Annotated in this window: 16 protein-coding genes; all 16 read left to right on the forward strand. The window is 67.8% G+C overall.

Annotated features, from left to right (window positions below; all coding sequences use genetic code 11):
• The first annotated feature begins 75 nt into the window (after positions 1-75).
• Positions 76-480, forward strand: coding sequence for a FixH family protein (locus ACYCO6_RS06665; protein WP_459770474.1), 405 nt, complete (start codon positions 76-78; stop codon positions 478-480).
• Positions 477-2,000: an efflux RND transporter periplasmic adaptor subunit gene (locus tag ACYCO6_RS06670; RefSeq protein WP_007565528.1), complete on the forward strand. Its 1,524-nt coding sequence runs from the start codon at positions 477-479 to the stop codon at positions 1,998-2,000. Before ACYCO6_RS06665 ends, ACYCO6_RS06670 begins: the two co-directional genes overlap by 4 nt.
• Entirely contained in the window at positions 1,997-5,149 is a 3,153-nt protein-coding gene (locus tag ACYCO6_RS06675; RefSeq protein WP_007565530.1) for an efflux RND transporter permease subunit, read from the forward strand. The genes ACYCO6_RS06670 and ACYCO6_RS06675 overlap by 4 nt, the downstream gene beginning before the upstream one ends.
• A 20-nt stretch (positions 5,150-5,169) precedes the next feature.
• Positions 5,170-5,646, forward strand: coding sequence for a DUF411 domain-containing protein (locus ACYCO6_RS06680; protein ID WP_007565532.1), 477 nt, complete (start codon positions 5,170-5,172; stop codon positions 5,644-5,646).
• Between the two features lie 230 nt (positions 5,647-5,876).
• Positions 5,877-6,836 (forward strand): SMEK domain-containing protein, encoded by a 960-nt coding sequence (locus ACYCO6_RS06685; RefSeq protein ID WP_007565534.1) that lies wholly within the window; start codon positions 5,877-5,879, stop codon positions 6,834-6,836.
• The gene (locus ACYCO6_RS06690) at positions 6,829-7,071 is read left to right on the forward strand and encodes a hypothetical protein (RefSeq protein ID WP_007565536.1); all 243 of its coding nucleotides are present in this window, start codon (positions 6,829-6,831) and stop codon (positions 7,069-7,071) included. Before ACYCO6_RS06685 ends, ACYCO6_RS06690 begins: the two co-directional genes overlap by 8 nt.
• The gene (locus tag ACYCO6_RS06695; protein ID WP_007565538.1) at positions 7,061-8,776 is read left to right on the forward strand and encodes a DUF2326 domain-containing protein; all 1,716 of its coding nucleotides are present in this window, start codon (positions 7,061-7,063) and stop codon (positions 8,774-8,776) included. The genes ACYCO6_RS06690 and ACYCO6_RS06695 overlap by 11 nt, the downstream gene beginning before the upstream one ends.
• Positions 8,777-9,057: 281 nt before the next feature.
• Positions 9,058-9,270, forward strand: coding sequence for a heavy-metal-associated domain-containing protein (locus ACYCO6_RS06700; protein ID WP_007565540.1), 213 nt, complete (start codon positions 9,058-9,060; stop codon positions 9,268-9,270).
• 130 nt (positions 9,271-9,400) lie between these two features.
• Positions 9,401-9,835, forward strand: coding sequence for a hypothetical protein (locus ACYCO6_RS06705; protein WP_230364971.1), 435 nt, complete (start codon positions 9,401-9,403; stop codon positions 9,833-9,835).
• Positions 9,836-10,247: 412 nt separating this feature from the next.
• Positions 10,248-10,580, forward strand: coding sequence for a four-helix bundle copper-binding protein (locus ACYCO6_RS06710; RefSeq protein WP_007565541.1), 333 nt, complete (start codon positions 10,248-10,250; stop codon positions 10,578-10,580).
• Positions 10,581-10,636: 56 nt separating this feature from the next.
• Complete coding sequence (locus tag ACYCO6_RS06715; protein WP_007565544.1) at positions 10,637-11,128, forward strand: DUF305 domain-containing protein; 492 nt, start codon at positions 10,637-10,639, stop codon at positions 11,126-11,128.
• A gap of 68 nt (positions 11,129-11,196) precedes the next feature.
• Positions 11,197-13,635 (forward strand): heavy metal translocating P-type ATPase, encoded by a 2,439-nt coding sequence (locus ACYCO6_RS06720; protein WP_007565546.1) that lies wholly within the window; start codon positions 11,197-11,199, stop codon positions 13,633-13,635.
• A gap of 10 nt (positions 13,636-13,645) precedes the next feature.
• Entirely contained in the window at positions 13,646-14,401 is a 756-nt protein-coding gene (locus ACYCO6_RS06725; RefSeq protein WP_007565548.1) for a DUF4111 domain-containing protein, read from the forward strand.
• 67 nt (positions 14,402-14,468) lie between these two features.
• Positions 14,469-14,771, forward strand: coding sequence for a metal-sensitive transcriptional regulator (locus ACYCO6_RS06730; RefSeq protein ID WP_007565550.1), 303 nt, complete (start codon positions 14,469-14,471; stop codon positions 14,769-14,771).
• Between the two features lie 99 nt (positions 14,772-14,870).
• Positions 14,871-16,043 (forward strand): SIR2 family protein, encoded by a 1,173-nt coding sequence (locus ACYCO6_RS06735; protein ID WP_007565552.1) that lies wholly within the window; start codon positions 14,871-14,873, stop codon positions 16,041-16,043.
• Between the two features lie 609 nt (positions 16,044-16,652).
• Entirely contained in the window at positions 16,653-18,014 is a 1,362-nt protein-coding gene (locus ACYCO6_RS06740; RefSeq protein WP_007565553.1) for a hypothetical protein, read from the forward strand.
• The last annotated feature ends 4 nt before the right edge of the window (positions 18,015-18,018 follow it).

The raw sequence follows: 18,018 nt of genomic DNA on the forward strand, positions 1-18,018 counted from the left end.
TGACGCCGGCGTGAACGCCGGCACGACGCCGCGCGTCCACGCGTGGCCATCCATCGCGTTCAGGAGACGAAATCCGTGACCACGTACCCCTTCGCGCGCGCCCTCGGTGCCGCGCTGCTCGGTGCCGCCCTGTCGGTCCCGGCCCTGCCGGCGCTCGCCGGCATCAAGGACTACGCCTTCGTGCTGATCCGGACGGAGGCGAAGGTCGGCGAGACCATCCTCTCGGTGCGACTCATGGACAAGCGCACCGGCAAGCCCGTTCCGGACGCGGTGATCTTCGCCAAGCGCATCGACATGGCGCCCCACAGCATGGACGAGATGACCTCGACGATCGAGCAGGTCCCGTCGACGGAGCCTGCCCTCTACCGCTTCAAGGCGAAGCTCACGATGGCCGGGGGCTGGCGGCTCTCGCTGGGGGCGAAGGTCCAGGGCGAAACCGGCACCGTCGAGGACAGGCTCGTCTTCCAGGCCGTCAAGTGAGCCGCTCGGCATGGCTCGCCGGGATCCTCGCCGCGTTGGCGGCGGGGGGCACCGGGTACTGGGCGGGGCGTGATGGCAGCCCCGTTCCGGTCCTCGTCGAGCGCGCACGGACCGAGTTCGCCCACTGGCTTCCGACCGGCATGCCGGGTCCGCAGGCACCGGCGCCGGCGAAGGTCACGGGTCCGGTGGTCTACTACCAGGATCCGGATGGGAAGCCGGTCTACTCCGCGTCGCCGAGAACGACTGCGGAGGGGCACGACTTCCGGGCGGTTCGGGCCAGCGAGGACGTGCGCTTCGACCAGGCACAAGGGAGCGAGACGACATCCCCCGACATGGCCGGCCACGACGTGACCGGGCACGGCATGGCGGCGCATGGAACGGCGGCGGCCGGGAAGCCCGACGGGGGCACGCGCAAGTTGCTCTACTACCGCAACCCGATGGGGCTGCCGGACACCTCGGCGACCCCGAAAAAGGATTCGATGGGGATGGACTACATCCCCGTCTACGCGGGCGAGGACGAGGGCGGCGCCGTCGTGACGGTCTCCCCCGGCAAGGTCCAGCGGACCGGCGTCCGAACCGAAACAGTGGAGCGGCGGGTGGTGGCGCAGCCGGTGCGCGTGCCCGGTACCGTCGCCCTCGACGAGCGGCGCGTGACGGTCATCGCGACCCGGTCGGACGCGTACGTCGACCATGTCGAGGACGTCACCACCGGCGACCGCGTCCGCAAGGGCCAGCCGCTGGTCCACATCTACTCCCCCGAAATCAACGCCGCCGCCGCGCAGCTCATCGCCAACCCCGGCTTCGACGGAGCTCGGCGACGCCTGCAGAACCTCAACGTCTCCGAGGCCGTCATCGACGACATGGAGCGCACCCGGAAGGTGCCGATGGCCATCACTTGGTCGTCGGCCCGGGACGGCGTGGTGCTGCAGCGCTCGGCCGTCGAGGGCATGAAAGCCGCGGCCGGCGACACCCTGTTCCGGATCGGCGACATCTCGGTCATGTGGGTGCTGGCCGACGTGCCCGAGCGCGACCTGGCCGGGGTTCGCGCCGGACAGGCCGTGACCGTGCGCCTGCGTTCGGCCCCGGGCCGGACCTTCTCCGGCAAGGTCGGGGTGATCTATCCGCAGGTGAACCCGGACACCCGGGCCACGCGGGTGCGCATCGAGCTGCCGAACCCGGACGGCGCGCTCCTGCCCGACATGTACGCCGAGGTCGAGATCGCCACGGGGGCGGGCAAGCCCGTCGTGGCGGTGCCCGACGACGCGGTCATCGACACAGGTGCGCGGCAAGTGGTGCTGCTCGACAGGGGCGGGGGGCGCTTCGAGCCGCGCGAGGTCAAAGTCGGGGTTCGCGGCACGGGCTACGTCGAGATCCGCGACGGCGTCGCCGCCGGCGACCGGGTCGTCACGGCGGCGAACTTCCTGATCGACGCCGAGAGCAACCTGAAGGCGGCGCTTCAGTCCATGTCCGCCCCGAAGGCGAGCGACCGGCAGGCCTCGAACCTTGAGGGCAAGCCATGATCGCGCGCCTCATCGGCTGGTCGGCCCGCAACCTCGTCCTGGTGCTGGTCGGCACCGTGTTCGCCGTGGCCGCTGGCGTCATGGCGCTGCGAACGCTGCCGCTCGACGCCATCCCCGACCTCTCGGACGTGCAGGCCATCGTCTACACCGAATACCCGGGCCAGGCCCCGCAGGTGGTCGAGGATCAGGTCACCTATCCTCTCACGACCGCCATGCTGACGGTCCCGAAGGCGAAGGTGGTGCGCGGCTTCTCGTTCTTCGGGGTCAGCTTCGTCTACGTGATCTTCGAGGACGGCACGGACCCATATTGGGGCCGCTCGCGCGTGCTCGAATACCTCAACGCGGCGGCCAGCCGCTTGCCGGCGGGCGTGACCCCAACCCTCGGTCCGGACGCCACCGGCGTCGGCTGGGTCTACCAGTACGTGGTCGTGGCCAAGGAGCGCACGCTCGCGGAATTGCGCTCCCTCCAGGACTGGGTGGTCCGTTTCGGGGCGTCGCGGGCCGAGGGCGTGGCCGAGGTCGCGGGCGTCGGCGGCTTCGTCAAGCAGTACAACGTCGTCGTCGACCCGAACCGCCTACGGGCGCAGGGGATCTCGCTCAACAAGCTCCGGGACGCGATCCGGGCGAGCAACGCCGACGTCGGCGGCCGCACGGTCGAGCTCTCCGAGTTCGAGTTCATGGTGCGCGGACGCGGCTACCTGCGGAGCGTGGCCGACATCGAGAACATCGTCCTGAAGACCACCGGTGGTGCTCCCCTGCGGGTGCGGGACGTCGCCCGGGTCGAACTCGGGCCTGACGAGCGGCGGGGCATCACCGAGATGAATGGTGACGGCGAGGTCGCCGGCGGCATCGTCCTGCAGCGGTTCGGCGCGAACGCCCTGACCGTCATCGAGAACGCGAAGGCGAAGCTCGCGGAGGTGGCGAAAAGCCTGCCGGCCGGCACCGAGATCCTGCCGGTCTACGACCGCTCGCAACTCATCGACGCGGCCATCGAGACGCTGCGGCACACGCTTGTCGAGGAGAGCGTCGTCGTCTCCCTCGTGTGCATCGTGTTCCTCCTGCACGTCCGAAGCGCGCTGGTCGCCATCCTGATGCTGCCCGTCGGCATCCTGATGGCGTTCGCCGGGATGAAGGCGCTGGGGCTGGGCGCCAACATCATGTCGCTCGGCGGCATCGCCATCGCGGTCGGCGCCATGATCGACGCGGCCATCGTGATGATCGAGAACGCCCACAAGCACCTGGAGCGGGCGCGGCCGGACAAGCCGCGGGTCGAGATCTTGGTCGAGGCGGCGGGCGAGGTCGGCCCCTCGCTGTTCTTCTCACTCCTCATCATCACCGTGAGCTTCCTGCCCATCTTCACCCTGGAGGGCGAGGAGGGGCGCCTGTTCGGGCCGCTCGCGCTCACCAAGACCTTCGCCATGGCGGCGGCGGCGCTCCTGTCGGTGACCCTGGTGCCGGCGCTGATGGTGTTGTTCGTGCGCGGACGGATCGTCCCGGAGCATCGCAACCCGGTGAACCGGCTCCTGATCTGGCTCTATCGCCCGGTCATCGCAGGCGTACTGCGGGCGCGGTTGCCCACCATCCTGCTCGCCCTCGGCGTCCTGGCGGTCACCGTCTGGCCGGCGCGCCAGCTCGGCTCGGAGTTCATGCCGGAACTCGACGAGGGGACGCTGATGTACATGCCGACGACCCTGCCCGGCATCTCGGTGACGAAGGCGGGCGAGTTGCTGGCGACCCAGGATCGGATCATCAAGTCCTTCCCCGAGGTCGCCTCGGTCTACGGCAAGGCCGGGCGCGCCAGCACCGCGACCGACCCGGCGCCGATGGAGATGGCCGAGACCATCATCAGCCTCAAGCCTAAGGCCGAGTGGCGCCCGGGCGTGACGCTCGCGAGCCTCAAGGCGGAGATGGACCGGGCGCTGCAGTTCCCGGGCGTCTCGAATGCTTGGACGCAGCCGATCCGGGCCCGCATCGACATGCTCTCGACCGGCATCCGGACGCCGGTCGGCATCAAGGTGCTCGGCACCGACCTCGGCGCCATGGAGAAGGTCGCCCGTCAGGTCGAGGCAGTGGTGCGCGACGTGCCGGGCACGTCGAGTGCCTACGCGGAGCGGGTCATCGGCGGGTACTTCCTCGACATCACGCCCGACCGGGAGGCGCTCGGCCGCTACGGGCTCATGGTGGGCGACGTCCAGGACGTGGTCGCCTCGGCTCTCGGCGGGCAGAGCGTCACCAACACGGTCGAGGGCCGCGAGCGCTACACCGTCAACGTACGCTACCCGCGCGCCTTCCGCTCCGACCCGCGGGCCATCGCCGACGAGGTGCAGGTGCCGCTGCCGGCCGGCGGGACGGTGCCGCTCGGCGAGGTCGCGAAGGTCGAGCTTACCCGGGGGCCGACCTCGATCCGGACCGAGAACGGCCAGCTCGCGGTCTACATCTTCGTCGACCTCACTGGGCGCGACCTCGGCGGCTACGTGGCCGACGCCCGGGCCGCGGTCGACAGGGAGGTCAGGTTGCCCCAGGGCACGACGCTGCAGTGGAGCGGGCAGTACGAGTACCTGGAGCGCGCCGAAGCCCGCCTCAGGATCGTTGTGCCGCTGACGCTGCTCGTCGTGTTCCTGCTCCTCTACCTGAACTTCCGCCGTCTGACCGAGACCCTCATCGTCATGCTCTCGCTGCCGTTCGCGCTCGTCGGCGGCGTCTGGCTGATGTGGTGGATGGGCTTCAACATGTCGGTGGCGGTGGCGGTCGGCTTCATCGCGCTCGCCGGCGTCGCGGCCGAGACCGGCGTGATCATGCTGGTCTACCTCGACCACGCCCTCGACGAGGTCCGGGCAGGGTGCCGGCGTGAGGGACGCCCCCTCACGCGCGAGGACTTGCGGCAGGCCATCATGGTCGGCGCCGTCGAGCGGGTGCGGCCCAAGATGATGACGGTGGTCGCCATCATGGCGGGTCTCCTGCCCATCCTCTGGAGCACCGGTTCGGGCTCCGAGGTCATGCAGCGCATCGCCGTGCCGATGATCGGCGGGATGGTGTCCTCGACCGTGCTGACCCTCGTCGTGATTCCGGCCGTCTACGCGTTGGTGAAAGGTCGCGGGTTGCCGGAGGCCGCCGCGGAGGGTGCACGGATGCCTCTGGCGGCCGAATGAGGAATCGACAGGAGCGAATGATGAAGTCAGACATGATGCCGTCCCGGCGTGCCGTGCTCGCGGGCTTGGCGGCGGGAGTGTCCCTCGGACGACCCGTGATGGGGGAGAGCCTGCCGACCGTCGCCGTGACGAAGGACCCGAGTTGCGGCTGCTGCGCGAAGTGGGTGGACCACCTGCGACAGGCCGGCTTCACGGTGACGGTGACCGAGGGTCCCGTGAACCCGGTGAAGGCGCGTCTCGGCGTGCCGAGGGACCTCGCCTCCTGCCACACCGCTCTCGTTGACGGCTACGTGGTCGAGGGACACGTGCCGGCGGACGCCATCAGGCGCTTGTTGGCCGAGCGCCCGAACGGAACCGGGCTGGCCGTTCCGGGCATGCCGGCCGGCTCGCCCGGCATGGAGGTCGAGGGCAGGGATCCCGGCGCCTACGCGGTGATCCTGTTCGGACCCGAGGGGCGAGACACCTTCGCCCGTTATCGTGGCGGCGAACCGGCCTGAGCGCGGCCGACGTGCGGATGATCGCCGTCGCCGTCCACGGTGGTCAACGGTCGTCGCGCCGCCGCGCAAGAGCCGACGCCCCGCTTCGTGCCCGGACATCCCCCGAAGGCGGGCTTAGCGTGGGCGGGAACTCGGTTCACAGACTCGCCCCGGCGGCATGAAGATCGGAGTGGCGAAGGGGACGCCGCAACGCTAGGACTCGGGGGATCCGAGAGAGTCTCGTCACCACCATGAATCGCGCAAGCCTCATCGGGGTCGCTTTGCACTATTTGACGCAACTGAGGATGTCGGTCGGGCACCTCAATAGCCTCAACCTACAAGACGTCAACGTCCATGCGGAAGCGTTCTTTCGAGATTTTCTGAACTTGGTGTTTGACTATAAGCTGAAGAACATCAACATAGTAGAGAGGAACGCGCGAGCTATCGATTTGGGCGACGAGGACGAACGGATCGCCATCCAGGTGACGTCGACGTCGGAGTTGGACAAGATCAAGCACACCCATAAGGGCTTCGTGGCGAGCGGCCTCGACGGCAGATACGACCGCCTGGTCGTTCTCATCATCGGAGAGAAGCGCAGGTACCGGGAGTCGTCCCTAGGCGGCGACGGCGTGTTCAGCATGTCCCTGGTGGACGACGTCTGGGACATTCCCGAGCTCCTGAGGAAGGTCGGCGACCTTCGCTTGGACAGGCTTGAGCGCTGCTGCGAGTTCCTGCGCGACGAGTTGAAGATCCCCGAGCCCCGGCAGTCCAACGAGGTTGGTACCCTGATCCGCCTGATCGAGGTTCTCAGCGCCGCCGAGGAAGGGATCTCGGTCGGCGACAACCGGGAGGACCCCGATCCCGACAGGAAGATCCGCGACCGATTCGCGGATCACGCCGCCTTCCTCGAACAGCAGTACGTCGACTTGCACGAGATATATGGACGTGCGCTGGCGGAAGTGAACAGGCATACCGACCTCGGGCACGTGCGTGTGCGCAAGCTCCAGGTCTACCTCATGAATTGGAGCGACCGTGTCCTGACGGAATATGGAGGCGATCCCAAAGCCGCCCTCGATGCGCTGACCGAAAAGGTCCTTCGGATGATGGGCACCAGCGCCGTCGCATTCGACGATTGCGCCATTCGATATTACCTTGTCGATCAGCTGATTGCCTGCAACGTGTTCCCGAACAAGCGCGCGCTCGATGCCTAGCATCTTCCTCAAAGACGAGGCACTCGACAAGTCTCCGCCAATCGTCGGTTTCGAGATCGCGCGGTACATCAGGCAGTCGGGCAAGGGTCGTGTCAGTATCTTCGACGTGGTGGAGCGCTTCAAACGCGAGAGTTGGTTCGCGTGGAATTCGTTCTTTTATGGCATCACCTTCCTATACGCCGTTGGCCTGGTCGATTTCGAAGAACCATACCTGATCGTCCGTGATGTTGATTGAGCGTCTCTACACCGAGCCCGCGACCATCGATCCCATCGTCTTCACGGCAGGGGTCAATGTGATCCTGGGTGAGAGCGACGTGACCAGCTCCAAGAACAACGGCGTCGGCAAGTCGCTCTGCATCGAATTCTTGAACTTCGCATTGCTCAAACGCAAAACGGAAAGTCGCGTGGCGAGAATCCCGAAGGAGAGCTTCGATCCGCGCAACCTCATCTGCGTCGACTTCCGGCTGCACGGGATCGGCTACACCATCAAGAGATCGCTCGAAGAGGCGGAGCACCCGCGGATCATCGTCGACGGGCGCGAGACGGTCTACGCCAAGCTCAAGGATGCGACCGATTTCCTGACGGGGAGGCTGTTCCCCGACCAGGATGAGCAGGTCGGGTTCCGGGAGATCCTGGGGCCGCTGATCCGGGACGAGCGATCCGAGTTCAAGTCGATTGTAGGCTGCTTCGACACCAAGGCCCGAATACCGGACAACTACGCGCCGCACCTCATGCTCCTCGGCATCGACCTCGGCATCTACCGTGCCATCAAGGGCATACAGAGGGAACTCGACGCAATCGCCACCGAGGAGGCTCGCATCAAGGACAGCGTGAGGCTCGTCCGCCAGAAGGATCTGGATGACGCCCGGTCCGACCTCAACGCCCTCGACGAGGAGGTCGAGACGATCCGGCAAGGCATCGATGCCCTGGAGAACGCCCCGGCCTACGACATCGTGAAGGGCGAGATCCTCGATATCGAAGACCGGATGTCGGACCTGCGCCGCAGCAAGGACGTGCTCGTCCAGCGCGCTGCAAACCTGGCACCGATTGCCCTGGAACCCGGCATAGACAGCGGCGAGATCCGCGACTTCTACGACCAGCTTCGTGCCGGCCTGGGCACCAGCATCGTCCGCGAACTCGCGGAGGTAATTACTTTCAAGTCCAAGATCGAGCAGTTCCAGCGCCACCTGCTGGACGAGAAGTCGAGGGTGGTGGACGTCGAGATCCGGAACCTCAACAAGCAGCTCGCCGAACTCGATAGGCGGTACGCAAAGCTGGTGGCGGTTCTCGATCAGAAAGGGCAGCTGCGCAACCTACGCCAGACCTATGCCTCCTTCCAGGCGAAGAGCGATGAACTTGGACAGCTCAAAAGCTTCTTCAGCCGTTACGACCAACTGCTGATCGAACGTCAGACCAAGAAGTCCGAGATCGAGGCCGAAAGGCTGGCATTGCAGGCCAGCATCTCTGCCGCCGCGGATCGGCTGCGGTCGTTCGAACGGACGATCCTCGCCATTCATCAGTTCATCCAGGGCAACCGCAAGGCTTCCTTCGAGGTGCGAACCACCCCCAGGAAGCACGTCGTCGATATCGTCCTGCGGATCGACGATGACGGCAGTCATAGCGTGGAGAGGGAGAAAGTCTTCATATACGACATCGCGCTGCTGCTGAACGATTACACCAAATCCCGTCACCCCGGGCTGTTGGTTCACGATAATATCTTCGACGTCGACGACGACACCTTACGAAAAAGCCTGGAGTTCATCCTCACTCGGGCAAGACTCGACGAGAACAAGCAGTACATCCTGACGCTCAATGTCGACCGCATCGAGCATGCACGGGAGGAGGTGTGGTATTACGAGCTTGAGCAGAGCGTCGTGGCATCTTTCACCAAAAGCAATCGCTTTCTCAAGGCGCAATACCAGGAGGTTGGCCGGGAGTGATCGTTCGGACCAGGTCCCTCCTCACCGCGATGCCCATCGATCAAGGGTTCAAGCGCACGTGCGCAGGCCGATGGACATGATGCTTCAGGGTTAAGCGATGGAACCACGCCAAGCGTCGCCGCACCGGTCGACGATGTCGAGGATCGACCGGCTTCAGCGTCACGACGGCCATGTCGCCTGCAGCGAACGCGCTCCAGCCCGATGCGGAGCGCTCCCCGACCCTTGACCTTCCCACCATGGGAAGCCCTATCTGAAGGTGACGCCGTCATAGGGAGAGCGTCATGCATCGTTTCAAGGTCGACAAGATGGACTGCGGAGGTTGTGTCAAGTCCGTGGCCCGGGCCATCATCGACATCGAGCCGGACGCCCAGGTCGCGGTGGACCTCGGGGCCAAGCTCGTGACCGTGTCCGGCGCCGTCGGGCCGGCAGACCGCATCGCACTGGCCGTCACCGCCGCCGGCTACCCGGCCGAGCAGGTACGCGCGACCGCGTGATGGGACGAGCCGGCAACCAAATGCGGATGCAGGCATTCTCGTCAAAGGTGCGACTTCGTCGCGACATGCAAGATCGGGGTTAGCGACCGGGATGGCTTTCAGGCGGCATGTGGTGCGTTCGATAGCGGCGATGATCCTCGCGATCATCGCCTACGTCGCGCCGTCCGCCGTCGAGGCTCACGATGGCCATGTCCACTGCGGTCACAATCGGCGCGCGGCGGCAATGGTCGATGCGAAGGCACCGCTTGCTGGACCAGCCCTCGCAACCTCGCTGCACGTCCCAGGGTTCATGGGATGGCTTCGCGGTGCACCGCGTCTCCGGACGCTGCCGGTTCGGGCGACGGCCTCGCTCAAAGCCGCCGATGCCGACGAGGGTTGCTGCCCCGGCGCCTGCAAGCGCTGCCGCTGCGGGACGGCCGTTTGTGGCACCCTCGGTATTCCCGCCGCCCCAACATCCTTGTCAGCCCCCCTCTTCAAGGCCGTCGTGATGGTCCCGGACGACGTCGCAGGGCACGAGGGCGCAGGCCCCGAGGCGCTTCGCAAGCCGCCACGAACCGTCGCGTGAGGTGATGCGCACCTGGGCGCGCAACGCCTGAGGTGCGCCCGCGGCCACGACCTGCGCCCGCTTCGTCGCCGGTCGAGACTGATCCCCTGTCGATCTGCCCAATCGTCGCCTCAGGAGCGGCGGCGCCGCTTCGGGTCGCCCCGGCGGGACGCGCCGAACCGTGAGCTCGAAAGGGCGGCGTCCCATCGGGTCGTTCGTGATCGGACGATCCCGGCGCGCTGGGACCGGTCCACGATGGCCGCGGGACCGACTTTCCAAACTCGAACGTCGCCGCGAAAGATTTTCGTCTTTCGCGTTGAACAAGACGTCAGTTCACTATCTTTATGACTGCGCTGTGCTGAGAAATAAAATCGCTTTTTAGCGTAAATCTCGGTTTATCGAACAGTGTGAACCGTCTTAATGGAGACTCGGAATGCATACGATGTCGAACGAGATGCAGTCCTGCATCGATGAGTGTCTTCGCTGCTATCAGACCTGCATGGGCATGGCCTCGAACCATTGCCTTCCGGCCGGCGGCAAGCACGTCGAGCCGGCGCATTTCCGGCTGATGTTAGCCTGTGCGGAGACGTGCCGGACTTCGGCTCACTTGATGCTGATCGGTACCCCCGAGCACAAGCATACCTGCCGCGCCTGCGCCGAGGTGTGCGAGGCCTGCGCCAGGAGCTGCGAGCAGGTCGGCGACATGCAGGACTGCGTCGAGCGGTGCCGGCGATGCGCCGAGAGCTGCCGCAAGATGGCCGCCTGAGCCAATCGGGGCGGCCGGCGACGGCTGCCCCTTCCACAAGATGAGAGGAGGCAATTATGCTCGTTCGTAACCTTGTCCTTGCCGCGACCATGGCGTTCGCCGGCGCCGGAGCGGCCGTTGCGGCCGACCATGACCACGATCACGACCACGGCTCGATGCAATCCGCCGTGAGGCTGCCGGAAGCGTGCAAGGCGGCCTCGGCGGGCAAGGAGGCGATGGTGAAGGACATGCAGGCGCACATGTCCCAGGCCATGCAGGGCATGGGCGGTCAGATGACCGAGACCCAGAAGGGCCTGCAGCGGGCGATGATGTCGATGAATGGCCCGATGATGCAGGGGATGATGGCGGGCGATCCCGACGTCGCGTGGGTCTGCACGATGATCCCCCACCACCAGGGCGCCATCGACATGGCCCGAGCGGCGCTGAAGGGCGCCGACAACGCCGAGAGCAAGCGCCTCGCCGAGAAGACCATCGGTGAGCAGGAGAAGAGCATTCAGGAGCTCGTCGCCTGGCTCGACAAGAACGCGAAGAAGGAAGGCAACCGGTAAGGCGCCGCGCGCCGCCGGACCGTTCGCGGTCTGGCGGCCAGGCCCTCGGCCATACGGAAGGAGCGGTGATGAGCGACGCGTCGCAGGGACATCCTCAATCTGCGGGAGGCCACGCCTGTGTCGGCGGCCACGATCATTCCGCGCACGCGCACGGCCACGGGCACGACCACCGTGCGCACAGCCATGCCGCACCTGCCTCGTCCGATGGCGCCTTCCGCGTGAAGGACCCGGTCTGCGGGATGACGGTGGACCCGCACGCGACGAAGTACCAGGCCGAGCACGACGGGCATCCGTACTACTTCTGTTCGAACGGCTGCCGGACCAAATTCGAGGCCGACCCCGTCCGCTACGTCGACCCCGCCTCCCCCGCGGCGAAGTCCGAGCCGGTGCCGGAGGGCTCGATCTACACCTGCCCGATGCACCCGGAGGTGCGCCAGGTCGGGCCAGGGGCTTGCCCGATCTGCGGGATGGCCCTGGAACCCGCGATGGTCGGTGCGGACGACGGTCCGAGCGAGGAACTCGTCGACATGACGCGCCGGTTCTGGGCCGGGCTGGTGCTGACCGTTCCGGTGTTCGTGCTTGAGATGGGCGGCCACCTGCTCGGGTTGACCGACCGCCTCGGCCAGCAGACCTCAAACTGGATCCAGTTCGCGCTCGCCACCCCGGTCGTGCTCTGGGCCGGCTGGCCCTTCTTCGTTCGGGCCTGGCACTCCGTCCTGTCCCGGAACCTGAACATGTTCACCCTGGTCGCCCTCGGGACGGGCACGGCCTACCTCTACAGCGTGGTCGCGACGCTCGCCCCCGGGCTGTTCCCGGAGGCGCTGCGCGGGCACGGCGGGGCGGTGCCGGCCTACTTCGAGGCGGCGGCGGTGATCACCGTGCTTGTGCTGCTCGGGCAGGTCCTGGAGCTCCGCGCCCGCGAGAGCACCGGCGGCGCGCTGCGGGCGCTCCTCGACCTCGCGCCGAAGACCGCCCGCCGCATCCGGCCGGACGGCGAGGACGAGGAGGTGCAACTCGATGCCATCGGGGTCGGCGACCGCCTGCGCGTGCGCCCCGGCGAGAAGGTCCCGGTCGACGGTGCGGTGGTGGAGGGCCGCGGCTCCGTGGACGAGAGCCTCGTGACGGGGGAATCGATGCCGGTCGCCAAGGAGGCCGGCGCCCCCGTCATCGGCGGCAGCCTCAACCAGTCCGGCTCGCTCGTCGTCGAGGCGACCAAGGTCGGGCGCGACACCATGCTGGCCCGCATCGTCCAGATGGTGGCCGAGGCCCAGCGGAGCCGGGCCCCGATCCAGCGCCTCGCCGACCGGGTCGCGGGCTGGTTCGTGCCGGCGGTCATCGGCGTGGCGGTTCTCGCCTTCGCCGCCTGGATGGCCTTCGGGCCGGAGCCCCGCTTCACCTTCGCGCTGTTGGCCGCGGTGGCGGTGCTGATCATCGCCTGCCCGTGCGCGCTCGGCCTCGCCACGCCGATGTCGATCATGGTCGGCGTCGGCCGCGGCGCCGGGGCCGGGGTGCTCGTCAAGAACGCGGAGGCGCTGGAGCGGATGGAGCGGGTCACGACCCTGGTGGTCGACAAGACCGGCACCCTGACCGAGGGCAAGCCGGCCGTGACCCGGATCGTGGCGGCGGCCGGCTTCGACGAGGACACGCTCCTGCGGCTCGCGGCGAGCGTCGAGCGCGCGAGCGAGCACCCGCTCGCCCTGGCCATCGTGGCGGCGGCCGGGAAGCGCGGGCTCTCCACAGCTCCCGTCACGGATTTCGACAGCCCCACCGGCAAGGGCGCGCTCGGAACCGTGGAGGGCCGCCGCGTGGCGCTGGGCAACGCCGCCTTCCTTCGCGAGCAAGGGGTCGACGTATCGACCCATGACGCCGAAGCCGACGAGCTCCGGCGCGACGGCGCCACGGCGATCTTCGCCGGCGTCGACGGACGGGTCGCCGGCGTCCTCGCCATCGCCGACCCGGTCAAGGCGACGACGGCCGAGGCGCTCGCGGCGCTCCGGGCGGAGGGCATCCGGGTGGTGATGCTGACCGGCGACAACCGCACGACCGCCGAGGCGGTGGCGCGTCGGCTCGGCATCGAGGAGGTCGAGGCGGAGGTGTTGCCCGACCAGAAGGCCGCCGTGGTCGAGCGCCACAAGGCGGCAGGGCAGGTGGTCGCGATGGCCGGGGACGGCGTGAACGACGCCCCCGCGCTCGCCGCGGCCGACGTGGGCATCGCGATGGGCACCGGCACGGACGTGGCCATCGAGAGCGCGGGCCTGACGCTGCTCAAGGGCGACCTCCTCGGCATCGTGCGGGCGCGGCGTCTGTCGCGGGCGGTGATGGGCAACATCCGCCAGAACCTGTTCTTCGCCTTCGTCTACAACGCGGCCGGCGTGCCGGTGGCGGCGGGCATCCTCTACCCGTTCCTCGGCATCCTGCTCTCGCCCGTCATCGCGGCGGCCGCCATGGCCTTGTCGTCGGTGAGCGTGATCGGCAACGCCCTGCGCCTGCGGGCCGCCCGGTTGTGAGACGGGCCGCGTGACCGAACTCCTGGACGCGACGGCTGTGATGCACCCGCTCGCCGCGGCGGCGGCGGAGCGGTACCTGACGGCGGTCGACGCGGCGCTGCCGGGCCTCGTCTCGGGCTTCCACGTGGTCGGTTCCGCGGCGCTGGACGACTTCGTGCCGGGACGGTGCGACCTCGACTTCGTCGCCGTCGTCGCCTGGCCCCCGGGGGCCGACGCGCTGGATCGGCTCGCGGACCTGCACGAGGGCCTCGGCGCGATGGGCGGCCCCGCCCTCGACGGGATCTACGTCGCCGCGGCGGACCGGCAAGGACCGGAGGACAAGGGTCCGGCGGTCCGGGTCGGCCGCTTCGAGCCGCTGTCCGGGCACAGGCGCCGCCCGGTGGACAGGCTCGCCCTCGCCGAGCACGGGCTGACCCTGCGGGGTCCGCCGCCGGGCTGGCTGAACGTGCCCGGGGTCGACGGGTGGGCGGCCGAGGCGTTCGGTTCCCTGCGGGACTCGGCTGGGACGGCCGAGGTCGACGAGGCCGTGCTGGGCGCCTGCCGGCTGCACTACCTGCTCGCGCTCCGGCGCATACCCTCGAAGTCCGAGGCCGGTCTTTACGGCCTGATCGCTCTCGACGAACGCTGGCGGCGGATCATCGACGAGGCGCTGCGCCTGCGCCGCACGCCCGACGTGCCGGCTTTGTACCTGAACGAGGACGAACGCCGCAGGGACGCGCTCGCCTTCGTCGAGGCGACGGCGGAGGACGGGCTGTCCCTGCCCTGAATGCGCGCCCCGGGGTTCCGGCGGCGCGCCCGAGCGCCTATCTTGGCAGTCGCAACACGGGCCCGAGATGAGCGAACCGGACGACAGACACGGCGGCGTGGCCGTGGACCATACCCGCCAGATCGCCCGGCTGCGCCGCATCGAGGGGCAGGTCCGCGGCCTGCAGCAGATGATCGAGAACGGGCGCTACTGCGTCGACGTCGCCCACCAGGCCGACGCCGTCATCGCGGCCCTTCGGCGGGTGCAGTCCGACATGCTGCGCGACCACCTGCAGGCGCTGGTACAGGCCACGCTAACCGGGAACCTGCCCGAGGAGGAGCGGGGTCGCCTCGCCGACGAGATGAGCCGCCTGATCGCCAAGGTGGTCTGAAGGGGGAGGAGCGCCGTGCCGAGAAGAAAACTTTTGCTTGTCGTCGGCGCCGGTGCGTCCCTCGAATTCGGGATGCCCCCGGTCGCAGGGGTTCGGGCCATGATCAACGACGCCATCCAGGTTCGCTACCCGTTGCTCGCCGAGCCCGCGACGAACCTTTACGAGCATGTCGAGGGTTTGGTCAGGACCCACTGGCAGCGGACGGTGCCCGAGTTCCTGCGCCGCGAGCCGCACTACGAGGACTTGCTGTACGCCATCTTCGCCGTCGCCGCGGCTTACCCCGCTGGCGCCGCGACCTCGGCGTTGGGCGCGGTCGTGACAGCCAAGGGGATGCCCGACGTCTCGCTTTTCGGTCGGCACGCCACGCCGGTCGGGCCGGACACCCTGCGCGATCTCGGCCGCGCGTCGGTTGATGCCGTCGTGGAGGCGTTCCGCGAGCGCTGCGCCGCCAGCGAGGCGGACAAGGCGTCCGAGTTCGCAAGGCTTCAAGTGCTGGTCGCCGCGCTGCAGGCCGAGTTCGACGTCGCGGTGGTCACCCTGAACTACGACAACGTGATGTACCGCGCCTTTCCCGGGATCGAGACCGGCTTCGACCCGGCGACCGGCATTTTCGACCAGGAGCGCATCCTCCGGCGGTCCGGCTGGGCATGCATGCTGCACCTCCACGGGTCCGTCCATTTCGACATGCAGCCCGGCCCGACCGGAGACATGCACGAGATCCGCTGGCAGCCGGATATCCGCGGCCGTTTCCATCAGAACGCCGGTGGCCGCAGCACGCGCTCCCACGTCGAGGGCATCGATTTCCCGACCTCGGTCATCGTCGCGGGATACGGCAAGACGACCCAGATCCTGAAACGGCCCTTCCGCACCTACTACTCCGAACTCGACCGCCTCGTGGCCGGCTGCGACGCCGTGCTCTTCGCCGGGTACGGGTTCGGCGACGAGCATCTGACAGTGGCCTTCGAGGGCTTCCGGGATGCACGGAACCGCCCGGTCGCCATCATCGATTTCGCTCGGGACGACGCCATGACGATGGGCGGCGCCGATCTCGGAGGCCCCAACGCCATGGTCGACGAGATGGTCCGGACGTTCCTGACCGAGCCGAGGACCATGCGCGCCCTCGGCTACTCCGCCCCGCAAACGGTCGCGGATCTCAGGGCTGCCCGGGAATTCGAGACCTGCCTGGACCCCGCGACGCCCCTCGCCATCTGGTACAACGGCATGCTCGCAGCCTGCGACGCGCCATCCAAGGTGCTCGCGCGTCTGGCGTGACGTTCGGGTCGAGGGACTGGTGCGCAACGACCCGGAGGGCGGTGCCGAAGGACCGTGGCTCTCCGGGACCGTACCGAAGGAATTCCGATTCCGCACCGTCCAGGAGGTGGCGCAGCTCAGGCGCCGACGCCAAGTCGACGTTGCGCTGGCGAGCCTCCCGTCGGGGCGGCCAGCATCGCCGCGACGCCCTGGTCGAAGGTGCCGGGTATGTCTTGGCTGGAATCATGATCCCTGCCCGCAGGGTCGCGGGACCGGTGTCGGTCGACAGAGCCAAGGGTTCGGTTGACGAGCTTGGCCAAGCGGTATGCGGCCAGCGTTCCGCGGAAGTCGTCGGAGGCGATGCAAGCCCTCCTTGCAGGATGACGGCGCCGTTCCATCGGGTTGATGCGCCGAGCGACGGCCCGAGGTCTTCGGAGATGGATGTAAATCTTGCTTCCGGTATCCGCAGTTGCAGTCGGCTGGGATGATACGGGGCTTCAGAAGCGCGTTAGTAGCTCTTCCGCAACACCGGCGGCGGAAAGCCTGTCCAAGGCGTGCATTCGCCCGACCGACCCTTCCAATATCCGCCCGACCAAAATACCCCTAAGGGGTATCGAGTCGGAGGGTGGCATGATCGGACGGCGGACATTCCTCACCGGCGCCCTGGCGTCGGCGGCCTCGGCCCCCTTGGCAGGGACCGCCGCGCGAGCCCTGGACGGCATCGAGCGGCGGGACGAGGTCAGCTTCCTCAGGGGGCCCTACAACCTCGCCTTCTACTACCGGCTCAACAAGGCCTACCGCATCGGCGCCGGGATGCACTTCTTCCACTCGAAGCAGCACGACCTGCTGCAGCACACGCGGTTCGAGGACCGCGCCGGGGTCGATGCCCGCTTCGACAAGGAGGCGCAGGAATGGCTGCGCGATCCGCCGGCCATCGAGCCGGAGATGCCGTACTACTCCAACTACGTCGACCGGGCGATGCACACGCTGTTCCGGACCATCGACTGGACGCACATGCATCACGAGCAGACCTACGACGTGATGGCGTTCCGCGAGATCCCGTGGGCCGAGAAGAAGGCGTGGACCGACCGCGCGGTCAGATACTACCTCACGATGCAGACGCCGGGCGTGCCCCGCAGCGTCGCCCCGCTGGAGCTGACCATGCGGCGGGCGGGCATCATGATGAAGCCATACTTCAACTACTTCCGGAACTTCTACCCGCTCGACCAGAGCCTGTTTTACGTCGCCCACTGGTGGCACCCGGCCGCGTACGAGACGCAGATGATCTCGGGCAACAGCGACCAGGAGGCCGCGATGGCCCAGACCATCGACCTCATGTACCGCGAGGTGATGGCGGACCGGCCCGGCCGCATGCTGCTCTCGCGCGAGATCATGCCGCGCTACGCCCGGATGAGTCCCGAGAGCGCGAACATCTTCGACAACCTGCACATGCTCCACGGGATCGCCTACTCGATCCTCGCCTATCCCGGCTGGTCCATCGAGGAGAAGCGGGCTGAAATGTACCGGGTCATCGAGGCCATGGGCTACCAGCCCGGCGACGAGGCCTACACGCGCAGGTTCCGGGAGCCCCATCCCGAATTCGATCCGAGGACCTATCCGGCGTGGGTGCGCTCGCCCCAGGGCGCCATGGGCATGATCATGATGGACATGCTCATGGAGATGCTGCCGATGATGTACCCGGGCGGCCTGTCCAAGGCATCCCACGCCGCCATCATGCAGCAGATGATGAAAAACGGGCGGCTTGGGATCGAGCCCGGCGAGATCCCCGGCTCGCTCCACGACGCATTCATGCAGGTCGCCCCCGGCATGCGGATGATGCCCGGCTCGACCGAACCCGGCGAGACCCCGACCATGATGGTCGAGCACATGCTCTCCGCCTGGAACGCCAAGGCCGCCGGCATCCCGGACGTGGCGCCCATCGACATGACCGTCGAGCCGAGCCTCGGCCCGGCCCGTGTCGCCGTCCGCTGAGGAG

This window comes from Methylobacterium sp. CM6257 (genome assembly GCF_054611515.1).

Excerpts from the sequence above, each read along its gene's own strand:
- ACYCO6_RS06675 (WP_007565530.1), top strand. The coding sequence starts at position 1,997 with ATGATCGCGCGCCTCATCGGCTGGTCGGCCCGCAACCTCGTCCTGGTG.
- ACYCO6_RS06680 (WP_007565532.1), top strand. The coding sequence starts at position 5,170 with ATGAAGTCAGACATGATGCCGTCCCGGCGTGCCGTGCTCGCGGGCTTG.
- ACYCO6_RS06685 (WP_007565534.1), top strand. The coding sequence starts at position 5,877 with ATGAATCGCGCAAGCCTCATCGGGGTCGCTTTGCACTATTTGACGCAA.
- ACYCO6_RS06690 (WP_007565536.1), top strand. The coding sequence starts at position 6,829 with ATGCCTAGCATCTTCCTCAAAGACGAGGCACTCGACAAGTCTCCGCCA.
- ACYCO6_RS06695 (WP_007565538.1), top strand. The coding sequence starts at position 7,061 with ATGTTGATTGAGCGTCTCTACACCGAGCCCGCGACCATCGATCCCATC.
- ACYCO6_RS06700 (WP_007565540.1), top strand. The coding sequence starts at position 9,058 with ATGCATCGTTTCAAGGTCGACAAGATGGACTGCGGAGGTTGTGTCAAG.
- ACYCO6_RS06705 (WP_230364971.1), top strand. The coding sequence starts at position 9,401 with ATGATCCTCGCGATCATCGCCTACGTCGCGCCGTCCGCCGTCGAGGCT.
- ACYCO6_RS06710 (WP_007565541.1), top strand. The coding sequence starts at position 10,248 with ATGCATACGATGTCGAACGAGATGCAGTCCTGCATCGATGAGTGTCTT.
- ACYCO6_RS06715 (WP_007565544.1), top strand. The coding sequence starts at position 10,637 with ATGCTCGTTCGTAACCTTGTCCTTGCCGCGACCATGGCGTTCGCCGGC.
- ACYCO6_RS06720 (WP_007565546.1), top strand. The coding sequence starts at position 11,197 with ATGAGCGACGCGTCGCAGGGACATCCTCAATCTGCGGGAGGCCACGCC.
- ACYCO6_RS06730 (WP_007565550.1), top strand. The coding sequence starts at position 14,469 with ATGAGCGAACCGGACGACAGACACGGCGGCGTGGCCGTGGACCATACC.
- ACYCO6_RS06735 (WP_007565552.1), top strand. The coding sequence starts at position 14,871 with ATGATCAACGACGCCATCCAGGTTCGCTACCCGTTGCTCGCCGAGCCC.
- ACYCO6_RS06740 (WP_007565553.1), top strand. The coding sequence starts at position 16,653 with ATGATCGGACGGCGGACATTCCTCACCGGCGCCCTGGCGTCGGCGGCC.